Source organism: Enterovibrio calviensis DSM 14347, assembly GCF_000621165.1.
In the GTDB taxonomy this organism is placed as follows: Bacteria; Pseudomonadota; Gammaproteobacteria; order Enterobacterales; family Vibrionaceae; genus Enterovibrio; species Enterovibrio calviensis.
Genome location: NZ_KK211219.1, coordinates 16,902 through 40,241 on the forward strand (window position 1 = coordinate 16,902; position 23,340 = coordinate 40,241).

Annotated in this window: 18 protein-coding genes; 13 read left to right on the forward strand and 5 right to left on the reverse strand. The window is 48.7% G+C overall.

The annotated features are described in order from the left end of the window. The first annotated feature begins 5 nt into the window (after positions 1-5). The 4 genes from dppD to Q365_RS0124005 all read left to right on the forward strand — a co-directional run bounded on the left by dppD (position 6) and on the right by Q365_RS0124005 (position 3,867). Complete coding sequence (dppD, locus tag Q365_RS0123990) at positions 6-986, forward strand: dipeptide ABC transporter ATP-binding protein (protein WP_028025744.1); 981 nt, start codon at positions 6-8, stop codon at positions 984-986. Beyond that, positions 983-1,963 carry a peptide ABC transporter ATP-binding protein gene (locus tag Q365_RS0123995; protein WP_028025745.1) on the forward strand — a complete coding sequence of 327 codons (981 nt, stop codon included), beginning with the start codon at positions 983-985 and terminating at the stop codon, positions 1,961-1,963. The genes dppD and Q365_RS0123995 overlap by 4 nt, the downstream gene beginning before the upstream one ends. 118 nt (positions 1,964-2,081) lie before the next feature. After that, complete coding sequence (locus tag Q365_RS0124000) at positions 2,082-2,870, forward strand: SPOR domain-containing protein (protein ID WP_028025746.1); 789 nt, start codon at positions 2,082-2,084, stop codon at positions 2,868-2,870. A gap of 202 nt (positions 2,871-3,072) precedes the next feature. Continuing rightward, positions 3,073-3,867, forward strand: a complete 795-nt coding sequence (locus Q365_RS0124005) for an SPOR domain-containing protein (protein ID WP_028025747.1) — start codon at positions 3,073-3,075, stop codon at positions 3,865-3,867. An 84-nt stretch (positions 3,868-3,951) separates the two neighbouring features. On the opposite strand, the gene gorA is transcribed toward Q365_RS0124005, so the two are convergent. Next, entirely contained in the window at positions 3,952-5,307 is a 1,356-nt protein-coding gene (gene gorA, locus Q365_RS0124010; RefSeq protein ID WP_028025748.1) for a glutathione-disulfide reductase, read from the reverse strand. A gap of 89 nt (positions 5,308-5,396) precedes the next feature. After that, the gene (locus Q365_RS0124015; RefSeq protein ID WP_028025749.1) at positions 5,397-6,236 is read right to left on the reverse strand and encodes a 23S rRNA (adenine(2030)-N(6))-methyltransferase RlmJ; all 840 of its coding nucleotides are present in this window, start codon (positions 6,234-6,236) and stop codon (positions 5,397-5,399) included. A 385-nt stretch (positions 6,237-6,621) separates the two neighbouring features. Between Q365_RS0124015 and prlC the strand changes: the two genes are divergently transcribed. Together prlC and Q365_RS0124025 are read left to right on the forward strand one after the other, a co-directional pair. Then, complete coding sequence (prlC, locus tag Q365_RS0124020) at positions 6,622-8,664, forward strand: oligopeptidase A (RefSeq protein ID WP_028025750.1); 2,043 nt, start codon at positions 6,622-6,624, stop codon at positions 8,662-8,664. A 140-nt stretch (positions 8,665-8,804) separates the two neighbouring features. Beyond that, entirely contained in the window at positions 8,805-9,665 is an 861-nt protein-coding gene (locus Q365_RS0124025; RefSeq protein ID WP_051563866.1) for a hypothetical protein, read from the forward strand. Positions 9,666-9,730: 65 nt separating this feature from the next. Here Q365_RS0124025 and Q365_RS0124030 read toward each other — a convergent pair whose 3' ends face one another. Then, complete coding sequence (locus Q365_RS0124030) at positions 9,731-12,826, reverse strand: hypothetical protein (RefSeq protein ID WP_028025752.1); 3,096 nt, start codon at positions 12,824-12,826, stop codon at positions 9,731-9,733. Positions 12,827-13,139: 313 nt separating this feature from the next. Here Q365_RS0124030 and traF point away from each other — a divergent pair, with 313 nt between their 5' ends. After that, positions 13,140-14,294 (forward strand): conjugal transfer protein TraF, encoded by a 1,155-nt coding sequence (traF, locus tag Q365_RS0124035; protein ID WP_028025753.1) that lies wholly within the window; start codon positions 13,140-13,142, stop codon positions 14,292-14,294. Between the two features lie 65 nt (positions 14,295-14,359). Here traF and gppA read toward each other — a convergent pair whose 3' ends face one another. Both gppA and rhlB read right to left on the reverse strand, forming a co-directional pair. Next, entirely contained in the window at positions 14,360-15,841 is a 1,482-nt protein-coding gene (gene gppA / locus Q365_RS0124040; protein WP_028025754.1) for a guanosine-5'-triphosphate,3'-diphosphate diphosphatase, read from the reverse strand. Positions 15,842-15,862: 21 nt separating this feature from the next. Beyond that, on the reverse strand, positions 15,863-17,164 hold the full coding sequence (gene rhlB / locus Q365_RS0124045; protein WP_028025755.1) for an ATP-dependent RNA helicase RhlB: 1,302 nt from the start codon (positions 17,162-17,164) through the stop codon (positions 15,863-15,865). 113 nt (positions 17,165-17,277) lie between these two features. On the opposite strand from rhlB, the gene trxA reads away from it, so the two are divergent. The 6 genes from trxA (at position 17,278) to fre (ending at position 23,305) form a co-directional block, all read left to right on the forward strand. Then, positions 17,278-17,604, forward strand: coding sequence for a thioredoxin TrxA (gene trxA / locus Q365_RS0124050; protein WP_028025756.1), 327 nt, complete (start codon positions 17,278-17,280; stop codon positions 17,602-17,604). Positions 17,605-17,790: 186 nt separating this feature from the next. Then, positions 17,791-19,056, forward strand: a complete 1,266-nt coding sequence (rho, locus tag Q365_RS0124055) for a transcription termination factor Rho (RefSeq protein ID WP_028025757.1) — start codon at positions 17,791-17,793, stop codon at positions 19,054-19,056. 265 nt (positions 19,057-19,321) lie between these two features. After that, positions 19,322-20,323: a hypothetical protein gene (locus tag Q365_RS0124060; protein ID WP_028025758.1), complete on the forward strand. Its 1,002-nt coding sequence runs from the start codon at positions 19,322-19,324 to the stop codon at positions 20,321-20,323. Positions 20,324-20,409: 86 nt separating this feature from the next. Further along, positions 20,410-22,314 (forward strand): 4-hydroxy-3-polyprenylbenzoate decarboxylase, encoded by a 1,905-nt coding sequence (gene ubiD, locus Q365_RS0124065; protein WP_028025759.1) that lies wholly within the window; start codon positions 20,410-20,412, stop codon positions 22,312-22,314. Between the two features lie 3 nt (positions 22,315-22,317). Next, positions 22,318-22,596 carry a 2Fe-2S iron-sulfur cluster-binding protein gene (locus tag Q365_RS0124070; protein ID WP_028025760.1) on the forward strand — a complete coding sequence of 93 codons (279 nt, stop codon included), beginning with the start codon at positions 22,318-22,320 and terminating at the stop codon, positions 22,594-22,596. After that, positions 22,586-23,305 carry an NAD(P)H-flavin reductase gene (fre, locus tag Q365_RS0124075; RefSeq protein WP_028025761.1) on the forward strand — a complete coding sequence of 240 codons (720 nt, stop codon included), beginning with the start codon at positions 22,586-22,588 and terminating at the stop codon, positions 23,303-23,305. Before Q365_RS0124070 ends, fre begins: the two co-directional genes overlap by 11 nt. Positions 23,306-23,340: the final 35 nt, after the last annotated feature.

Here is a 23,340-nt window from a genome sequence, read left to right on the forward strand (position 1 = left end):
GTGAGATGGCGATTTTAGAAGTAAATCAGCTCTCCGTGCATTTTGGTGATGAGAGCGCACCGTTCAAAGCGGTAGATAAAATTAGCTACACCATTGATGAGGGGGAAATCCTTGGCATCGTTGGTGAGTCTGGTTCGGGTAAGTCAGTGAGTTCACTGGCCATCATGGGGCTTATCGATTTTCCTGGTCGAGTAAGCGCGCAGTCGGTGGCATTTTCGGGAGGGAACCTGCTCGATATGCCAGAAAAAGAGCGTAAAAAGCTGACAGGGGCGGAGATCTCCATGATTTTCCAAGACCCAATGACCAGCTTGAACCCTTGTTTTACGGTGGGCTACCAAATCATGGAAGCGCTAGAAGTACACCAAGGGGGCTCGAAAAAAGAGCGTAAAGCACGTGCAGAAGAATTGCTGCGCCTTGTAGGGATTCCCGATCCCGGCTCACGCCTTAAAGTCTATCCCCATCAATTATCTGGCGGCATGAGCCAGCGTGTCATGATTGCCATGGCGATAGCGTGTAACCCACGTTTGCTGATCGCGGATGAGCCAACCACGGCGTTGGATGTCACCATTCAGGCACAAATCATCGACTTGCTGCTCGACCTGCAAAAAGAGCAAAACATGGCGCTGATCCTGATTACGCATGATTTGGCGCTGGTGGCAGAAGCTGCACACAAAGTCATGGTGATGTACGCCGGACAAGTGGTCGAAACGGGGGCTGCTGACGCGATATTTCGATCGCCTAAGCATCCTTATACTCAAGCGCTATTGCGCTCGTTGCCAGAATCTTCCGCTGGGAAAGATCGTTTAGATTCTTTACCTGGTGTGGTGCCGGGGCTATTTGACAGGCCTTCGGGCTGTCTTCTGAATCCGCGCTGCCCTTATGCGACAGACCTATGCCGCTCGCAAGAGCCAGATGTTCAGGGCCCAGCTGAGCGTGCCGTGAAATGCCACTATCCATTGAATGAGCAGGGAGAGCCAACGCGATGAGTGATCAACAAGCGCCGCTGCTCAATGCAGTGGATTTGAAAAAGTACTACCCGGTGAAGCAAGGTATCTTCAAGCCCGATGCTGAAGTGAAAGCATTGGACGGTGTGTCTTTCACGCTTGAGCGTGGTAAGACGCTTGCGGTGGTTGGTGAGTCAGGATGTGGTAAATCCACGTTAGGACGATTGTTAACCATGATTGAAGTGCCTACGGGTGGGACGTTGGACTTTCAAGGCAAAGATCTTCTAATGCGCGACCCGGAGTCCGATAAACTTCGTCGCCAGAAGATTCAAATTGTGTTTCAAAACCCTTATGGATCGCTGAATCCTCGAAAGAAGATTGGTCAGATCCTCGAAGAGCCGTTGGAAATAAACAGCGATTTGAACAAAGCTGAACGTAAAGCACGCGCGCTGGAAATGATGGCGAAAGTCGGCCTCAAAACGGAACATTACGATCGTTATCCGCATATGTTCTCTGGCGGACAGCGTCAGCGTATCGCGATAGCGCGTGGCTTGATGCTAAATCCAGAAGTTGTGGTGGCGGATGAGCCTGTTTCAGCATTGGATGTGTCCGTTCAAGCGCAAGTCCTCAATCTCATGATGGACTTGCAACAAGAGTTGGGCTTGTCTTACGTGTTTATTTCTCATGACCTGTCCGTGGTAGAGCATATTGCAGATGAAGTGATGGTGATGTATCTAGGACGCTGTGTCGAAAAGGGCACTGCTGAGGCGCTGTTTAATGATCCTCAACATCCTTATACGCAAGCATTACTGTCAGCAACGCCTCGTCTTGACCCTGAGCATCGCCGAGAGCGCATTAAGTTGACGGGTGAGCTACCTAGTCCACTTAATCCTCCTAAGGGGTGCGCGTTCAATGCAAGGTGTCGCCATGCCATTGATAAATGTGCTCATGAGCAGCCTGCGTTAAAAACGTATAGCGACCGCCAAATTGCCTGTTTTGTGGTTGAAGAACAGGGGTGATTATCCAATAGATAGGGCAGTCTTTGTTGCCCTATCTAGACGAAAATTTGATCTTATAAACAAAAATCGAACTACGCTAAGATATTGAACAATAAACACTCCTCACTAAGGAAGGGTAATGCGTCCAAGTTATTATCACTTTTTAGGTGTGCTATTCACGCTGTTGCTCTCGAGCAATGCCGTTCAATCGGCAGAGACAGACTGTAGCTCCTCCATTCAAAATGATTGGAACGTTGTAAAGCAATCTTGCCCGATAGGTAAAGGCCTGTGGGGGAGAACGCCTGAGAATACGTCAGGGGCTTTTTGGGTGCAGTGTGGGTTAATAAACAAGCTGCCTGAACCATCTTTTGTCAAAATGCTGCCCGATTCAATCGACAAAGAAGCCATCGTGTTTCGTCAAGAAGGCAATCAGTACCGATGCCTAGTCGGTCCCTTTGATAAGTATGCTAACGCACTCACGGCCCGAGATGCATTGCGCCAGAAACCCGCGTTTTCTGGTGCGTTCATTCGCGATGCGATGCTGCCGGACACCGCTGTTCCTGTACAAATGCATACCTCCTCGACTCAGAAAACAAAGCCAGAGCCCGTCATTGCGCTTAAGCGTGACTACTTTGAGATTGCGAATACCAAAAGCCCAAAACCAACATCGGACGAACGTAGCTTTAAAAATGGAGATTACGTTTGGTGGCGAGCAACGTTACAAGAAGCGACCTTGGCCTGTGAGAATGACAGGATGAAATTGGTGTCGCTCTCGACGCTAAGAGCCATTGCTGAAAACCCAGAGAAGAAAGCGCTGCTGCCAACGCGTCTGCCTTTTTGGGTGGCAGAGCAACATGCATTTGATTCAACCATGATGGTTCCCATGCCATTATCAGAGGAGTCTTCGCTGCTTGTTTTGTGTGAGTAAGCGCTATCTAGGAACATAAATCGTAAACCCAATGTGGCGTCGCATTGGCATGTTGTGAAATCCGCTGTAGAAACTATCAACAAATATCTCAATTTTGATCTTGCCCTCTACAATGTGTCGATAAATCCACGACGCACATTGCTGCGAGAGGTAGAGGTCAGAAGATGGATGCGAGACAAACAAAAACACGGCTGGTGTTGGAGTGGTAGCGCAAGTTGTGAAACATGCTTTAGTGGTAATGAGTTTACTTTTCGCCATGGGTGTTCATGGCACTGAAACATGCCCCATTCAACACATTCAGCAAGGTATGAACATTGTTTCCAAGCATTGCCCCATTGGCAAAGGCTTATGGAACAACAAGCCTTCAGAGCCAATCGGTGAGTTCTGGGTGCAGTGCGGTATTGTTGATGAATTGCCAACGTTAGCTTTCCAGCAACACATCAAAAAGCACATCGACAACACGACTGATTGGGTTTTCAGACCCGAAAATCCAGGGTATCGCTGTTTGCTTGGCCCTTATTCCACATTTCGTGATGCCAATGAAATACGCAACAAGATTCGACAAGAGGCGGTAACGTCTGATGCGTTTGTTCGACAAATCACCGCCAATCGCGGCAAAGCTGCTTCGGCGACGGCGAGTTCGTCCAAAACGGCATCAACCGCTTCGGTTCAACGAAACAAGGCAGCGCGAAAGCTTGACCCTGTGTTAGGGCTTTGGACTCCAAAACCAAAAGGTAATGATGCTCGATACACCACTCATCAGCGTGACTGGTGGAGAGCGACGTATTCAGACGCTAAGAAAGCCTGCCAGCAATCAGGCAAACGTCTGGTAGCAGAATCATCATTAAGGCGAGCCTCAGAACGAAAAGGCGCGCAAACGCAACTCCCCGCAACCATTCCTTACTGGCTGAGCAATGGCAATGTTTACGACATCAAGCTGGATATGGCATTTGTGGCGATATCAGACACGCTGACATTGAATGTGCTGTGTGAGTGATCTAGCGATTGTCATGATTGTGAGGGCATAAAAAAGCCCCGCTAGTTATTTACTAGCAGGGCTGAATTTTGTTGGCTGTGCCAATTATCTCATGGTCACAAACTCTTCTGAGCCCGTCGGGTGGATAGCCACAACGCTGTCGAAGTCTGCTTTGGTTGCGCCCATCTTCATTGCAACGCCGAAACCTTGAATCATCTCGTCAACGGCGAAGCCGATACCGTGAAGACCAACAACCGTTTCTTCTTCACCTGCACAGATAAGTTTCATGCGGCAAGGTTGACGGTGTTGTGTCACCGCGGTGTACATGGCGGTGAAGCCAGAACCGTACACCTTGACGTTGTCTTCGCCGTATTGCGCTTTCGCTTCTTGCTCTGTCAGGCCAATGGTGCCGATAGGTGGGTGGCTGAATACCACGGTTGGGATCAGCGTGTAATCCATCTTGGCGTTGGTTTTACCGTTGAACAGACGCTCAGAAAGCTGACGACCTGCTTTAACTGCCACAGGCGTTAGCTCAACACCACCTTCCATGATGTCACCCACACAGTAGATGCCAGCCACGTTGGTGTTCTGGAACTCATCAACTTTGATGTAGCCGCGATCATTGGTTTCAACACCTGTCGCTTCCAAGTTGATTTTGCTGGTGGTTGGGTTACGACCAATCGCCCAAATCAACACATCGGTGTTGTGCGATGTGCCATTTTCAAAGTGAAGAGTCACAGAGCCATCGGCTTCTTTCACGACTTCTTTTGGCGTTGAGTGGTTATGAAGGCGAGGGCCCTCTGCTTCCATCACTTCCACCAAGGTATCGATAATCATTGGATCGAAGGTACGAAGCGGTGATTCTTTGCGAACGAACAGGTGGGTTTCAGTACCCAGTGCATTCAAAACACCCGCGATTTCAACTGCGATGTAACCTGCACCGACAACGGCAACACGCTTTGGCTGCTCAGTCAGTTCAAAGAAACCGTTTGAATCGATACCGTGCTCAGCACCTGGTACGTTCGGAATGGTTGGCTCGCCACCTACAGCAATCAAGATATTGTCTGCGGTGTAGTGCTCGCCGTTCACTTCTACGGTTTTTGCGTCAACAAATTTAGCGAAGCCGTTGATGACTTCAATGTTGTTTTTGCCCAATACGTTTTCGTAAGAAGTGTGAATACGTCCAATGTAGGCTTCACGGTTTTCGACCAGTTTTCCCCAGTCGAATTTGTTCACTGTGGTATCAAAACCATAGTCAGGGCCATACAGTTTGATCGCTTCAGCAACTTGAGCGCCATGCCACATCACTTTTTTAGGTACACAGCCTACGTTTACGCAAGTGCCGCCCAAGTGGCGCGCTTCAACAATTGCTACCTTTGCACCATACATTGCCGCTCGGTTAGCCGATGCAATACCACCACTACCACCACCGATACAGATGTAATCAAAATGCTTGGCCATTTTATTCTCCATGTGATTATTCTTATTTCCGCATTGATAGCGGCAATCCAATATTTCCCAATACTAACAGACCCGATGGGCGCTGATTGTTACTCAGGTACAATCCATTCTACAAACTGATGACCTGTCGCGGGTGCAATTTTACTTTGCAACCACGGTAGAATTTCTTTCATCTGCGCTTCAAGCGTCCAAGGCGGGTTGACCACAATCATGCCTGACGCCGTCATGCCGCGCTCTTCGGAATCGGGTGCAACGCCCAATTCGATTTGAAGAATTTTACGAATGCCGAGCTTTTCCAAGCCACGGGTGATCAAGTCGATATTTTTACGATACACCACCGGATACCAAATTGCATAAGTGCCAGTCGCCCAGCGCGCAACGCTTTCTTCAATGGCATCAACCACGTCTTGGTATTCGTGTTTTAGCTCATAAGGTGGGTCAATTAACACCACGCCACGACGCTCTTTTGGCGGAAGGCTGGCTTTCAAACGTGCGTAGCCATCCTCTTTGAACATTTTCACCTGACGGTCGCCACGAAACTCTTGTAGCAACAGAGGGAAATCTGTCGGGTGAAGTTCAGTAAACATTGCGCGGTCTTGGTCGCGCATTAATGTTCTGCCTACCTTTGGTGAGCCAGGGTAGAAGCGCAGCTCATCACCATTATTCACATTACGGATTGCACCAATGTACGGTGCAATGGCGTCTGGTATGTCTTGGCAATCCCAAAGCAGGCCGATACCTTCTTTGTATTCGCCAGTCTTTTCAGCATGCTCATCGGCGAGGTCGTAACGCCCCGCACCACTATGGGTATCGTGATACACAAAGGCTTTATCTTTTTGTTTAAGAGATTCAATGATAAGGCTCTGAACAATGTGTTTAACCACATCGGCATGGTTGCCTGCGTGGAAGCTGTGGCGATAACTGAGCATGATAGACCTGAATGAAAACGGACAAAAGTAGCGAGCATTATCGCTTATTGAGGCGTAATACCCAAGCGGCCCGGAGGGGCTGGATTTCAGAGTGCGTTAGCGTGTCCAATGCGAGACAAATTTCCAGAATAATAGCAGGCTATTTGATGTGAATTTGACGAAGTAGTGGGCATGCTGACGAGCTCCCGAAGGGCGAGCGTACTATAAGAATGCGCCTAAAAGGCTTTTAAAAGAATGAAGGAAAAAGTTGCGATCATGATGTCATTCACTTATCGCTGAAACCAGCTAATTCGGGTTGCTTGGGTATATATGTAGCATCAGCATTGAAAACCCGTTCGTTTGCCATCATAACTAGAGCATTGAGAAAGAGATAAAGGAATTGATCATGTCCAACCCGTTGCTGTCGTTTACCGATTTGCCTCCCTTTTCTGCCATTAAGCCAGAGCACGTTCAACCAGCCGTTGAGCAAGCTATCGCTGATTGCCGCTCCGCGATAGAAGCGGTGTTGGAAAACAACACAGATCCAAGCTGGGACAACATTTGTGTGCCGCTTGCCGAGAGTGACGACAGGCTCAGCCGTATTTGGTCACCTATCGGACACATGAATGGTGTGGTGAACAGCCCTGAGCTTCGAGACGCTTATGAAGCATGTCTGCCGGAGCTGTCTGATTACTCAACATGGGTAGGTCAAAACAAGCCTTTATATGATGCGTACAAAGCCATTAAAGCGCGTGATGATTTTGATTCTCTGACGCCAGCGCAGCAAAAAACCATTACCGATGCGCTTCGTGATTTCGAATTATCAGGCATAGCATTGCCACAAAAAGAGCAGCATCGATTTGGCGAGATCAGCAAGCGCCTGTCTGAGCTTTCCTCTAACTTTTCAAACAATGTGCTTGATGCCACGATGGGCTGGAGCAAACAAGTCACGGATGTGAACGAGCTTGCGGGCATGCCTGAATCAGCACTGGCGGCTGCACAAGCGCAAGCCGAGGCGAAAGAACAAGAAGGCTACCTGCTAACGCTTGATATTCCGTCTTACCTGCCTGTGATGACGTACTGTGATAATCGTGAACTTCGCGCAGAGATGTACCAAGCCTACACCACGCGTGCATCAGATCGCGGACCGACTGCGGGTAAGTGGGACAACACTGATCTCATCAGCGAAACCTTGCTGCTGAAAAGTGAGATATCTCGCCTACTTGGTTTTGCTAGCTATAGCGAGCTGTCGTTGGCCACCAAAATGGCAGCATCGACCGATCAGGTATTGACCTTCCTTAATGAGCTTGTCGACAAAGCGCGCCCACAAGGCGAGCAAGATTTCCAAGCGTTGGCACAATTCGCGAAAGAGAGCTTTGGCGTTGACGCACTTGAGCCTTGGGATGTGGCTTACTATTCCGAGAAACTTAAGCAACACCAATACAGCATTTCAGACGAAGAGCTTCGCCCTTACTTCCCTGAAAACAAAGTGGTCGCCGGTCTATTCGAAGTGCTTAAGCGTGTATTTGGTATGGATGTGAAACACCGTGAAGGTGTGGACGTTTGGCACGAGTCGGTATCGTTTTACGATATCTTCGATGGCAAAGGCGAGCTGCGTGGTAGCTTCTATTTGGACCTGTATGCGCGTGAACACAAACGTGGTGGCGCATGGATGGACGATTGCCGCGGTCGCCGCATTACCCAATCGGGTGAGCTTCAAACTCCTGTCGCATACCTAACGTGTAACTTCAATAAGCCTATCGGTGGCAAGCCAGCGTTGTTCACGCATGATGAAGTGGTCACTTTGTTCCATGAGTTTGGTCATGGCATTCACCACATGCTCACCCAAGTGGATGAATCATCAGTATCCGGTATTAACGGCGTACCTTGGGATGCGGTAGAGCTGCCAAGTCAGTTTCTAGAAAACTGGTGCTGGCAAGAAGAAGCGCTAGCGTTCATTTCAGGTCACTTTGAAACCGGAGAGCCACTGCCAAAAGACATGCTCGATAAAATGTTAGCCGCGAAGAACTTCCAATCAGCGATGTTCATTTTGCGCCAGCTAGAATTTGCATTGTTCGATTTCACCTTGTTTACCCGCTTCGACCCAGAAGAGGGCGCGAAAGTGCTGGAAACGCTCGCCGAGGTGAAAAGCCGAGTCTCAGTGGTGCCATCACCAGAGTGGAATCGCTTCCCGCATTCATTCAGCCATATCTTCGCGGGTGGTTACAGCGCGGGCTATTATAGCTACCTGTGGGCAGAAGTGTTGTCGTCGGATGCGTTCAGTCGTTTTGAAGAGGAAGGCATTTTCAACACCGAAACTGGCGCGTCATTCCTAGAAAATATTCTAGAGCGCGGCGGCAGTGAAGAGCCAATGGAGCTGTTCAAACGCTTCCGCGGCCGCGAGCCATCGCCTGATGCGCTGCTGCGCCACAGTGGTATTGGCGCTTAACTGTTCAAACAGTAATGAAAAGCACGCAATTTGCGTGCTTTTTTTGTGCCTCCTAAATCTAAATCCATGCAAGTTTGTATAATGCCGCGCTCTTGAAATTTCTATTTATATAAATAAAACGACAGTTGGATTATACAACAATGAAAAAGACGGTATTGGCGTCCGCGTTGGCGCTTGTTGCGACCGGTATGTTAGCTCCTGCAGCAGTGGCAGGTGAGAAAGAAACGAAGGGTGGATACTCTTATTTTCGTGGTGGTTTTGAGCATGTGACTTACGACGAAAAACATCCGGGTATCAGCTCATCAGTCAGTGTAATGAGCCCTGTTGTTAATACAGGTGGCCTTTATTATGTGAACGACACATTTGATTTCTCGTTGGAAGCATTGGCAACATTTTCACCGGGTGATGCACAGGAAGATTGGTATGACGCCAACGGCCTGATGCAGACCAATAAGTACCAATACTTGCGCGCTTCAACCAACGCGTTGCTGCACTACAAGATGACGCCAGAATGGCGCTTGGTTGGTGGCCCTGCGTTTAGCTACCAGACGCACAAGCGTTACGGAAAAAAGAGCTTCCAAGCTTTGCCAGAAGGGCAGCATGAGTTCTTCTCCAGTACGTGGGAAGAAACCTCAACGGATATCTTTTTGGATATGGGCGTGATGTACGACACGGGCACCCTTCATAACGAAAGCCCATGGCATTACAAGTTCAGTGCAATCTTAGGTGTGCCTGTCTGGAGCTATACCACCAACACCGCACCAGGATTAGAAGAACAAACTTTCTATGAAACCGGATACCGTGGAGCACTAGAGGCCGCTGTGGCTTACCGCGTGTATCCTGGAGTGAGTATCGGTGGCTTTGTGACTGCGACCTATGAGAACCGTAAAGAAAGTGATGGTGTGATCGTAACCATTGATGACAAGCGTTACCACGCAGTGGTTCCAGAGGGTGACACCATGCACTACAGTGCGGGTGTTCAGCTGCTTTGGAGCTTCTAAGCGTTCGCGTTTAGAAAGAAGAAAGGCGACCGATTGGTCGCCTTTTTTAATTAATAATTAAGCCGTTAGTTTTTTAAGCCGTATTTAATGGCTTCAACAAGCGGTTGCTGATGGTCTCTTACTCGTGCAATAAAACTGTATTGCACACCTGTTTCTGGAGTGTCATGGAAGCTAAAGCTCGCATGCGTCAAATTGTTACTGACCGAGTTTTGGCATGTACTAGAGATGTAGTTTTGTCCATCTGTAACATGCATAGCCTCGTAGAACTCTTCGAACTCTTCACATGTAAAGCTTCGACCAGTAGCTTGGTCAATGCTAAAACCAAATTGGCCGTTACGAATACGCGCAGACATTGTGCCTGTTGAATAGGTATCGCTTTCTAAGTTTGGCAGCTCCATTGGTAGGTCGCGGATTTCAGGTGCATCACTACTCTTAGCATTTAGACGTCTTTCGGCAGCCGCTTTATCTGTGAAATATGCATAGCGCTCACCCCACGCGGTGACCATTTTGCCACCTGGAATTTGCGCAGCAACTGGTGCAAATGAGTATTGCGTCGTTTCAGGTGCTTCACCCGTGCTGTCATTGGTTACGGTGATCTTGAGGTATGGACCATCAACCTCATAAGAGCCGTAAACTTCGAAGCTGCTTGGGTCTGCATTGTAATCCGAGCAAGTAGTACGATTTGCTGACGTGCGGATATTACTGTATGCAATACCATTGGCGAAATATGAGCTATCACACCACGTCACTGAGTTATTGAATTCGCCATTGCTGCCATGCTCCGTAGTGAACCATACCTTGTTTTCAAACTCAGTGGCTGGCGTTGTTGGTTTTGGTGGACCTGGCTGCCATGCTTCTTTGATTGCGCGTAGCAGAGTTTCATTTTGAGACTTCAACGTGAAGGCTGCATGGTTGTCGTCAGCATGTTTGTCTTCGATGGAAACAGTAACGTCACCGAAATCACGAACGTAGAAAATCTCGCGTTCAACGATGCCACTGTCTTGTTGCTCGCTCAGCATTAAGCTGTCACCAGAACCGTCGGTCATTGTCTCCCAGGTTGCAGAAAGAGTATCTTGCGGGTGGTCAGCATCGAACATTTCAACGGTACCGTTGGCTGCGAAGCGGCTGACTGCAAGCATGGTTTCAATGCCTTCACGGCTGGTGTTGTCGTCAGACAGGGTCAATTCTTCAAAGCCATCAACCACAGGAACGCTTAGACTGAATTCGAAGTTTTCTGCTGCAGAATCTAACCAGAACAAGCCACGGTCAACGGTAAACAGTAGTTTATATTCACCATTTACTTTGTGTTCGTAAGCCAGCTTAAATGCGCCCATTTGGCCATTGGTGTATTCGATGGTGCCATCTTCATTCAGTGCTACTGGATCACATTGCAGTTGTGCATCGTTGGCTGGTTTGTTCTGGTCTAGTGTTGACAGTGCGTGTGACCAGCCATCATCGCTTAGTGAAGCATCCGATCCCCAACAAAATTCGAATGCGCCGTTGGTGTCGCGCATTGAAGCATAACCAACTTCGCTGTCACCAGCGTTGAATGAACCCATGCGCCAAACGCCACCTTTCTCAAAGTGTTCTGGTTTGAACTTCGGAGCGTTGTCTTCCGGTGGTGGTGGAATTACTTCTGGCGCTGTGTTGATCTTTGGAAGCTCCAATGTCAGCAGTACCGCTAAGCCATTGTCTGCTTTGCCTTCAATCCAAATGCGGTATTCGCCAGCTGCCGCAGCGTTAAGTGGGATGCCGGCTAAACCAAACTTGGCTAAATTACGGCTTGCACCTTGGTAGATGAAATCTAGACCATTGGTTCTTGCATCCGTACCGAATGTTACCTCAACACTGCTTTCAAAAATGCTCTGAAATGTTGAGTAATCCAGCGGGCCAAAGAATGCTTCACCCTGAGTAATGTTCCATGCGCTGATTTCATTTTGCAGGCTGTCAATAACAGCTTGGTCTGCAACAGGTGGTTTCGCTACGCCTTTTTCGACTTTTACAGTGAAAATTGCGGTGGTTTCTGCCACTTTGTCCTGCGCATTCAAGGTGATTTCTACGTTGAACACACCCGCTTTGGTTGGCTTGGTGTTTGGTGCCAAGCTTACAACCAGTTGGTTGTTTTCAAATTTCACTTCGATGCCTGCCGCAACCAGTTGCGTCGCATCTAACGTCATGTCAGTTGATGCGAAAGGCATTGGCTCACCTGCATCGTTCTTAATGTCTTTGTCTTGGAACAGGGTGGTAATGTCAGCCGATACCGAGATGCCTTCTGCAGGAGCAGAAGTTTGCAGGTCAACGTTGAACGTGTTCAGTTCGGACTGAATTGCGTTTGCTGTTTGTTCAATTACAACAGTCTTGTAGTCAACAACTGGTGGGGTAGAGATGTCACCATCAACCACTGGTTTGAAGTCTGGGTCTTTAACTTCTTCCGCGGTCATGTCACCAACAACAGTCAGCGCCTCTTCAACGATCTCTTCTACTTTCTCAGCGTAGTTGCTATCAGTAGCTTTCGTTTCAGTCAGAATCTGTGCGGTTTTGTGCAGTTCTTTGTTTTCTGTTTCGATGTAGTTGACGTATACATCTTCGATATTCAGTTGCGTAGCTACTTTTTGTTCAGCCGCTGCGATTGATGCCGCATCTGGATTCTCGCCCGCATGAATCATAACCAGATCAGTTAGAGGCGAAATAGTGACCTTATCTTCGCCTTTATTTGGTGAACGAAGAACGACTTCGTGTTCCATCGGTTGAGATGGATGGTCCATATCAACTGTGTATTTACCTGCATATTTTGCAGGGTCTAGTTCAATAAGCGCTTGTTGAATTTGACCGTTTGGTACGATGGTTTGGATAGCCAAAGTACCTTCAGGTTCTTTAGTCAGTTTTACTTGGCCTTTCGCATCGGTAAGACCTAGAACAGCTTCTGTGCTATCCAATATGCCGTTGTTATTGCGATCGACGAATACGGCTGCATTCAGAAAGTAACCATCCATTGCAGTAATGATCACGCCACCTGGCTGAGTTACGCCACCGCCGTCACCGCCACCAATATTGCCGCCGCCTGGTGCGCCGCTATTATCACCGCCACCACACGCTGAAAGGATCAGCGCAGAAGAAATTGCTACAGCCAGTGCTGCTTTCTTAGTTTGAAATATAGACATGTATATTTTATTTAATTTTTCTTAGAGCAAAAAGTCGGCAGATTATGCTTTTAAGATTAGGCTCTGTAAATGCATATTTTTATGGATGCGTGATCCTTGTTTTGTTTATGAGAGATTGTGGAATTTAGTGATATTGATTCACTTATTGTTTATATTCCTGCCGTTAATGGAACGTATGCATCATGATTTTGTAGCTTATGGAAATATTTCATGTGCCAGTAATTATTATTTTGTATAAAAAAATCCACAGTTTTTATTGCAAGCCAATAAAGTATTAAATGTTGCATTTAGAGAATGTAGAGAAATAAAATAAATGAAAATGACAAACGTTTCACTGGCAGTGCTCATGGCATCTGTATCTTCCCAAGCGCTGGCTTTTGGCGCTGCTGATGCTCGCTCAACAGCAATGGGCGGGACAGGCGTAGCGTCTTCAAATTATTTGATGGCGGCTTTCCATAACCCTGCTCAGACGGTGAACTTTACGGGCTCAGATGACTTTGGCCTGCTGTTGGGTGTCAATTTGGGCGCACATGACAGTGATGATTTGTATAACAAGATTGATCATTTCCAACAAATTGATGAAGAGCTGGAATACAACAATCAGGATCAAAACCTGCAAGACGAATGGCGTGCGGCACTTCGCGAACTGGATAATGGCTCATTGAGTGTTGATACTAGCGTTGGCATTGCGGTTGCCATTCCAAACAAGTATTTGAGTATGAACATGTTTGCTAAAGCAAACGTGGCTACGATCGCGATGACTGATGTTGTTGATAGTGATTTAGTTGGCACTCCGGATAGTGAAAACATGCAGTCAACAGTGCATGGTTTGATCGGCGGGACGGTTGATGTGGGTATTGCGATGGCTCGCGCATTCGACCTGCCTTTCCAAGGACAGCGAGTGTCAGTCGGTGTGACACCGAAAGCGCAGCACATCGTGGCGTTGAACTACAAGAACACCGTTTCAGGCTTTGAAGAAGATGACGTCGATTTGGGTTCTGAGTACCAAGAGGCAACCGTGTTTAACGCTGACATGGGCATCAGTTATATGCCAACTCAGTACTTAACATTGGGCTTGGCTGCGAAGAATATTTTTGCGCAAGAGCTTGAAACCAATGTTAGCTATGGCACTCAGGCTACGTTCTTGGTTGAACCAAAGTACACTGCAGGCATTGCGTTTAACTCGCGACTACTGACTGTGGCGGCGGATTACGATATTTCTGCAACGCGCTATTTCAAGGAAGTAGAGCATGAGACTCAGTTTGCTCGCGTCGGTGCGGAACTCAATGCGTGGGATTGGGCGCAGGTTCGTGCAGGTTACAGCCTTAGCCTAACTGATTATGCACAAGATACTGTGACTGCGGGTGTTGGCTTTAAACCGTTTGGTGCATTTGGTTTTGACCTAGGCGCGTACTACGGTGAAGACAATAACTATGGTGTGTCGGCGCAGATTGTTTTGACTCTGTAACCACACTCTATGCCACAAAAAAAGCACGGCAATTATTGCCGTGCTTTTTTATGTTTCAAATTTGGCTAGACGATGGTCAAAGGCCAATGTTGGTCGCATTGACGCTCGGCTTCCAGTGCTAACTCTGCAGACATGAGTGGGTTATTTGCTTCCCATCCATTGGGCAGTGTTAGATTCAGCGCATCGTTTTCTGCGTTGAGCGTCACGATGGGCAGCGCTTGGCTATCACGACGGTGACACAGAATGATAGCCAATCGTAGTATCCGTAGGATGCGATTGGCGCTGGTGGCCGATAACGCGCTTTGTGCGCCGATCGGTTGCAGTTGTTCGCGATACTGACGAAGTAGCTGAGCGAGCAGTTGTTTCTGTGCTTGCGTGAAGCCCGGCAAATCGAGGTTTTTGATCAAATAAGCGGCGTGTTCACCGTCTTTTTTGAAACCAATGCTCATACCGATTTCGTACAGCTCGGCTGCAGAGTTCAACATGTCTTCAGCGATTGGTTCAACAACCCATTCATCACCACATTGACGCAGCAGGTTGGTAGCTATGCTAGCGACGTTGTTAGCGTGCTCGGTGTCTAGCTGATAACGAGACTGTATGCTTTGAATGGTACGGATGCGAATATCTTGCTGTTGCATTGTATTCATCATTCCATACACCAAGCCTTCGCGCAGTGCACCGCCGGCCAGTGTCATTGAATCAATGTCGAATTGCTTAAAGATTGCGATAAGAATCGATAGGCCACTTGGGAACACCAAAGCTCGCTCTAGCGTCAAACCGTCAATGTCTAGCTCTTCGACCTGACCAAATCCAATGGCCTGCTTGCGCAATCTGTGCAATTTGGCGAGGGTGATCACCTCATCCATGCCTTGCGCGATCATGATTTCTTGCAGGGCTTGAACCGTGCCGCTGGCACCCACGCAGATATCCCAACCCAGAGAGCGATAGCGCTCAACAATGGGTGCGAGGACGTGTTTAGCGCCCTCAATGGCGCGGTCAAAGCTGGCTTCTGTCAGCGAGCGGTCTTTGAAATGTTGTTCAAGCCACGTAACACAACCCATATCAAGGCTGGTGAGGGCCGCAGCATCAAATCCTTCGCCGATGATAAGTTCCGTGCTGGCACCGCCGATATCGACAACCAACCGCTTACCTTTGCCACCAGAGGTGTGTGCAACACCTTGATAGATGGTACAGGCTTCTTCTTCACCGGTGATAACGGTGATCGGGTGACCTAAAATCTGGTTGGCTTTTTCAATAAACACATCGGTGTTTTTGGCGCTACGAAGTGCTGCTGTCGCGACAATACGAATATTTTGAGGGGCAATATCTTGTAGGCGTTCTGCGAACAAGGAAAGACAATCCCACCCGCGCTGCATGGCGTCGCGACTGAGATGAAGATTTTGATCCAGACCTGCGGCGAGGCGGACTTTACGTTTTATTTTTGCCAGCGTTTGTACACTGCCCTGAACCTCGCGAACAATCAGCATATGAAAGCTGTTCGAACCGAGGTCTATGGCGGCATACAGGGGCGAACGTGCGGTATCCATGCTGTGTTACCCCTGAGTGTTTTACGCTTTGTTCGGCGCCGGACGACGACGACCACGGCCACGCGGTTGCGAACCCGGTTTGTTGCCTGATGTATTACGACGGCCGTTAACCTGACGTGGACGTTGCAGGCGGATCGGAGCAGGTAGATCGGTCATCAGGGCATCTTCATTGTATTCAGATACCGGAATGGCGTGAGCGATGTACTCTTCGATTCCTGGCAGGTTCACGGCGTATTCTTCACACGCGAAGCTGATAGAGTGACCACTTGCACCAGCACGACCCGTGCGACCAATGCGGTGTACATAGTCTTCGCTGTCATCAGGCAGGTCGTAGTTGAATACGTGTGTTACCTGAGGGATGTGCAGACCACGGGCGGCAACATCAGTAGCAACCAGAATGTCGATGTCACCTTTGGTGAAATCTTCAAGGATTTTCACGCGTTTCTTCTGAGGCACATCACCAGTTAGCAAACCTGCGCGATGCTCATCGGCAGCCAAATGGCCCCAGATTTGCTCACAACGGTGCTTGGTGTTGGCGAAGATAATCGCGCGTTCTGGCCAATCTTCTTCGATCAAGGTTTGCAGCAGGCGCATCTTGTCGTTGTTCGATGGGTAGAACAATTCTTCTTGAATGCGGTGACCGGTTTTTTGATCGGGTTCAACCACAACATGTTCAGGGTTTGTCATGTGCTCAAACGCCAATTCCTGCACACGGTAGGAAAGGGTCGCTGAGAACAGCATGTTTTGACGCTCAGCAGGAGCTGGCATACGGCGGAACAAGAAACGAATGTCCTTGATAAAACCAAGGTCGAACATGCGATCCGCTTCATCAAGCACCACGGCTTGAATCGCGTTCAGGTCGATCACGCGCTGCTTGTAGAAGTCGATAATGCGACCACAAGTGCCGATAAGAATATCAACGCCGTTTTCGAGAACTTCTTTCTGCTTGTCGTACGCTTCACCGCCGTAGGCTAGGCCAGCGGTCAGTGAGGTTGAGGCCAGTAACGGGGCAGCATCGTTGTAGATCTGGATCGCAAGTTCGCGCGTCGGTGCCATAATAATGGCTCGCGGGCAATTCTTCTTGCGGTCGGCGGGTGCCTCCGTTGTCAGCAGGTGATGGAAAGTCGCAGTCAGGAATGCCAGTGTCTTACCTGTGCCCGTTTGGGCTTGTCCTGCAATGTCTCGGCCGGTGAGCAGGACCGGCAATGCCAAGGCTTGAATAGGGGTACAGTTATGAAACCCTTTTTCTTCCAAACCTTTGATGACATCGGCGTGTAGACCGAAGTCGGCAAATTTTTGCTCTGTGAGATGCGTCATTTTCATCAGCATAGAATATCAGCTTAGGCTTGCAATACGATAGTGAATACATTCAAATAGTGTGATGATTTACTGGTTGGTATATCACCAGTGACAAAAAGTAATCATTGGAGTGAAAGATGAGCGACAAGATTTTGCAGCTGACAGACGACAGCTTCGAGGCAGATGTTATCAATGCTGCAGGCCCTGTACTGGTCGATTTCTGGGCAGAATGGTGTGGTCCTTGTAAGATGATCGCGCCGATTCTTGACGAGATCGCTGAAGAGTACGAAGGGAAAGTCACTATTGGTAAATTGAATATCGACCAAAATGCCGGTACCCCACCTAAGTTTGGTATCCGTGGTATTCCAACATTATTGCTGTTTAAAGACGGCGGTGTAGCGGCAACTAAGGTTGGCGCGCTGTCAAAAACTCAACTGAAAGAGTTTTTAGACGCAAACCTATAATGTGATAAATAAGCCGTGTACCGCTCAGGACACGGCTTATTTGTTTCTAGCAACTAGACAGTTCCCCGATCTGGTGCTAACTTATTGCACGTAAAGTGTACATCTGTTCATTTCTTGATCACATCCGTGATTCCTAAATTCAAACTAATTCAGACCTCAACTTTGACTGACAAGACACCTACCACTATGAATCTTACCGAACTGAAGAATCAGGCCGTTTCTGAGCTGGTCGCCTTAGGCGAAAGCATGGGCCTTGAGAACCTTGCCCGCCTCCGTAAACAAGACATTATCTTCGCGATTTTGAAGCAACATGCGAAAGGCGGCGAAGATATTTTTGGGAACGGCGTGCTGGAAATTCTTCAGGACGGTTTCGGCTTCCTGCGCAGCGCAGACAGCTCTTACCTTGCTGGCCCAGATGATATCTATGTTTCACCAAGCCAAATTCGCCGTTTTAACCTGCGAACTGGTGATACCATCTCTGGCAAAATTCGTCCGCCGAAAGACGGCGAGCGTTACTTCGCACTGTTGAAAGTGAACGAAGTTAACCATGACAAACCTGATAATGCCCGCAACAAGATCCTGTTTGAAAACCTGACGCCACTGCACGCGAACGAGCGTATGGTGATGGAACGTGGTAACGGCTCAACCGAAGATATCACAGCACGTGTGCTGGATTTGGCATCGCCAATCGGTAAAGGCCAACGCGGTTTAATTGTTGCTCCGCCTAAAGCGGGTAAAACCATTTTGCTGCAGAACATTGCACAGAGCATTGCCCACAACCACCCTGAGTGTGAGTTGATGGTACTTCTTATCGATGAACGTCCAGAAGAAGTGACCGAAATGCAACGTTTGGTTAAAGGTGAAGTGATTGCTTCTACCTTTGATGAACCAGCAAGCCGCCACGTACAAGTTGCGGAAATGGTTATCGAAAAAGCAAAACGCCTAGTTGAGCACAAAAAAGACGTGGTTATCCTTCTGGATTCTATTACGCGTCTGGCACGTGCTTACAACACCGTGGTACCAAGCTCAGGCAAAGTACTGACCGGTGGTGTAGATGCTAACGCATTGCACCGTCCTAAGCGTTTCTTCGGTGCAGCACGTAACGTTGAAGAGGGCGGAAGCCTGACCATCATCGCAACGGCACTGGTTGATACTGGCTCTAAGATGGATGAAGTTATCTACGAAGAATTTAAAGGTACAGGTAACATGGAACTGCACCTATCTCGTAAGATTGCAGAGAAGCGTGTCTTCCCAGCTATCGACTTCACCCGCTCTGGTACCCGTCGTGAAGAGCTTCTGACTAAATCAGACGAGCTACAGAAAATGTGGATTCTGCGTAAGATTGTTCATCCGATGGGCGAAATTGATGGCATGGAATTCCTGCTTGATAAGCTCTCGATGACCAAAACCAACGAAGAGTTCTTTGAAGCAATGCGCCGTCAGAAATCGTAACGTCGCATCATGCACAAAATGGCACCGCTTAATGCGGTGCTTTTTTTTGCCTGAATATTTTTACGTCCATGCCCAATAAGTTATGGCGTAGGTTGATAGGTATTTCAGAGGGCGTCGCAATGATGGCAAGATTGCGCTGAATACCCGCCTAACAAGGCATAGATACTGGTGTATATGGGTTGCTAAATATGAGAATCAGCCTCAGAATTGAGCAAGCATATTATTCAGCCAGTGGATTGGGATGTACTGGTGCAGGATTTCTGGGATGAAACGTTCACTCGCTCTACTCATCATATTATTTGTCGTCTTCTTTGGCGGTGTTTCTCGTGCGATCACGATTTCTCCCGATGACGTTGCTTCGCATATTGCCGATCCCAACTCCGTAGCTGCCATCCTTAAAGCGACCGCGCTTTTTGATAAAAATAAGATCACCCAGCTCAATACTTATCTTGATTCAATGCCAATTTTGCTACGCGAAGAAGCGCTGACGGTATTGGCACGTAGCGCCCTGGATTTTTCCGACATGACGCCTGAGCGAGAAAAGTTTCTCGTTACCATCAGTCATCAGCAACCCAAATATTTGGTAAAAAGTCAGGGCAACGGCTATTGGGTCACCATGCCAGCATTTAACTATGCAGGAGAAGCGAAATGGGTGCTGAACCGCTGGGAAATAAAGCTGCTTGAAGATGAAGCGAGTCGCTTGCTTAACTATGACCAACTGTCATTGGCGAAGTGGCTGTCTTTTTCGTCCTCGGATTACACCTTGCGACGAGAAGCGCTCGTTAGCCTTATTTCACGCTTAACCCCTGAGGCTCTTGGCAAACTTGAGGCGCTTTACGTCGGTGACAAGAACGTTGTGTGGAGCCCTGACAATGCTGTATTAGCCGCATTGGCAAGCACTACTGGCAGCGATAAGTTGTATAACTTGCTGTGGCTAAGACGCACAGACAGCTACAGTTTAGAAGTGCTGCAAAAGCTTGATGTCCCTCCCGTGACTCAGCACGATATCGATCAGATGATCGCGGCCACCGTGAACCCCGTATTGGCTCAGACGTCGTTGAGACAAATATCGAGCCTGCATCCACTGCCGGATAACGTGAAAGCCTTTTTGCTTAAGAAAATTGGCGATCGCAGGCAGGGCGAAGCCGTTGTGGTCTTACTCGCGCAGAAAGGTCATCGCGATTGGCTGCAAGAAATGCAGGCGCAATCATCCGGCGTAACTCGTCGTAATATTGAGAATGGTTTAGAGAGCGTCAAAGCTAGCTGACAAGCTCGTTGTTTCTATTCCCTCAATCGTGATACCCACTAGACATCTCGTTATAATCAATTCCTCACATCTCACCCGGGAAGGCTATGAAATTTACTGATTTACGTGCATTTATCGACTATTTGGAATCTGTCGGTGAGCTAAAACGCATCTCTCATCCTGTCGACCCAAATCAGGAAATGACTGAAATTGCCGATCGCGTGCTGCGAGATGGCGGCCCTGCTTTGTTGTTTGAAAACCCCGTTGGCTATGACATTCCCGTATTGGCGAATTTATTTGGCACCCCAAAGCGCGTTGCGATGGGCATGGGCAGAGAAGACGTGACAGCGCTTCGTGAAGTAGGAAAACTGCTGGCTTACCTTAAAGAGCCCGAGCCGCCAAAAGGCTTTAAAGACGCGTTGGATAAATTGCCGGTGTTCCGTCAGGTACTCAACATGCCCGCCAAAAGGCTGCGTAAAGCACCGTGTCAGGACATTGTTTGGACGGGTGATGATGTCGATCTGGATAAAATTCCGGTGATGAGTTGCTGGCCGGGAGATGTGGCACCACTGCTGACGTGGGGCCTCACCATTACCAAAGGCCCCAATAAAAAGCGTCAAAATCTTGGGATCTATCGCCAGCAAAAAATCGGTAAGAACAAAGTCATTATGCGCTGGTTGGCACACCGTGGCGGCGCATTGGATTTACGTGATTGGATGGAAACTCACCCTGGTGAACCTTTCCCCGTGACTGTGGCGTATGGCGCAGACCCTGCCACCATTCTAGGGGCGGTCACTCCAGTGCCTGATACCTTGTCGGAATATGCGTTCGCAGGATTGCTGCGAGGCAGCAAAACCGAAGTGGTCAAAAGCCTCAGTAATGACTTAGACGTGCCAGCCAGTGCGGAAATCATCATGGAAGGTTACATCGACCCCAACGAGTTTGCCGATGAAGGGCCTTATGGCGACCACACCGGTTACTACAACGAAGTCGAGCGTCATCACGTGTTTACGGTGACGCACATCAGCATGCGTCAGAAACCGATTTATCACAGCACCTATACCGGACGTCCACCGGATGAACCCGCCGTATTGGGCGTGGCGCTTAACGAAGTGTTTGTGCCCATTCTCCAAAAGCAGTTCCCCGAGATTGTTGATTTCTACTTGCCGCCTGAGGGCTGTTCGTACCGCATGGCGGTCGTTAGCATGAAGAAGCAATACCCAGGACATGCCAAGCGCGTGATGATGGGCGTGTGGTCTTTCCTTCGTCAGTTTATGTACACCAAATACGTGATCGTAGTGGATGAAGATGTTGATACACGTGATTGGAACAGTGTGATCCAAGCCATGACCACACGTATGGATCCACAACGAGACACGCTACTGATTGAACACACCCCAATAGACTCACTGGACTTTGCGTCACCCGTGGTGGGATTAGGCTCAAAAATGGGCTTGGATGCGACCATCAAATGGGAAGCTGAAACCATTAATTCGCCTGCACCGTGCGAGACAGAACCAGACACTGAAGTGCTTGAAGCGGCGCTACGTTCTGTGCGCCAGCAGTATCCAGAGATAGTCGAACTCCATCTACCGCCGGAAGCGAGTGCGAGCCAGATGGCGCTTGTGACTATTAAGAAAGATTCAGTTGGCCATGGCCCTCGCATTATGGAAGCCCTATGGGCGGCGCTAGGACCGATCACTGATCTGAAATTTGTGATGGTGTTTGATGAGGGTGATGTCAATGTACGGGACTGGAACGATGTAATTTGGGCAATAACCACCCGAATGGATCCTGCTCGTGATACCCTATTTGCGCATGCTCGCTCAGCAGACGCGCAGGCTGACTCTGCTCAACAGGCGTCGCCAGTTGCGCTTGGCGGGTCTAGAATGGGGTTAGATGCCACCAATAAATGGCAAGGTGAATCGACCCGAGAGTGGGGAACACCGATAGCAAAAGATCCGCAAATCGTCGCCAACGTCGATGAAATGTGGGGCAAGCTAGGTATTTAATCTGTGTATAAAGTAAACCTAATGCCAGCAGGAACCGAGTTTGAGGTTTCTACTGATCAAACACTATTACAAGGCGCGCTCAGCGCAGGAATAGCATTTCCTAACCGTTGTCAGATCGGTGCTTGTGCAACTTGCCTTTGCAGGTTGATAAAAGGTGATGTGCGTTATCATCTAGAGCCTATGCTCACCGAACAAGAAAAAGAGCAAGGCTGGATATTTGCCTGTCAGGCCATTCCAAGCAGTGATCTGGTGGTTAGTTTTGAGGAAAGCGATGACTATTAAATGTGAAGTAACGTCAGTGTCGTCACTGACCAATAACACCTATCGAATTTTATTAAAGCCTGAGCAGCCAGTGAGCTACCAAGCTGGCCAATACCTGCTTGCTGTGATGGGCGAAAAAGACAAACGTCCGTTCTCGATTGCGAGCAGCCCGTGTCGTCAAAACGGTCATGAGCTTGAGTTGCACATTGGTGCGGCGGAAGAGAATGCTTATGCGATGGACGTGGTAAAAGCGGCTAAACAGACCTTCGAGCAAGGCGATAGCTCATTTACTATCGAAGCACCACACGGTGATGCTTGGCTTCGTGAAGAGCGCCAACGCCCGCTTGTTTTGATTGCAGGCGGAACGGGCTTTTCCTACGTGCGCAGCATGGTTGATCACTGTCTGAGCCAAGGTTTCTCACAACCGATTTTCCTTTACTGGGGCGGTCGTGATATTAGCCAGCTATATGCCAATGATGAGATGGAAGCGTTAGCGTTGAAAAACAGCCAGCTGACCTATATTCCTGTGGTGGAAAACGCCCCTGAAGGTTGGCAAGGCAAGCAGGGCAACGTGCTGCAAGCCGTGATGGAAGACTTTGTCTCGTTGTCAGCGTATGACGTTTACATCGCAGGTCGCTTTGAAATGGCCGGCGCAGCGCGTGAGATGTTCTGTACCGAACGCGGCGCAGAACGTGACCACTTGTTTGCGGATGCGTTTGCCTTCCTGTAAACACAAAGACCCTAGAATAAAAAACACCGCCTGAT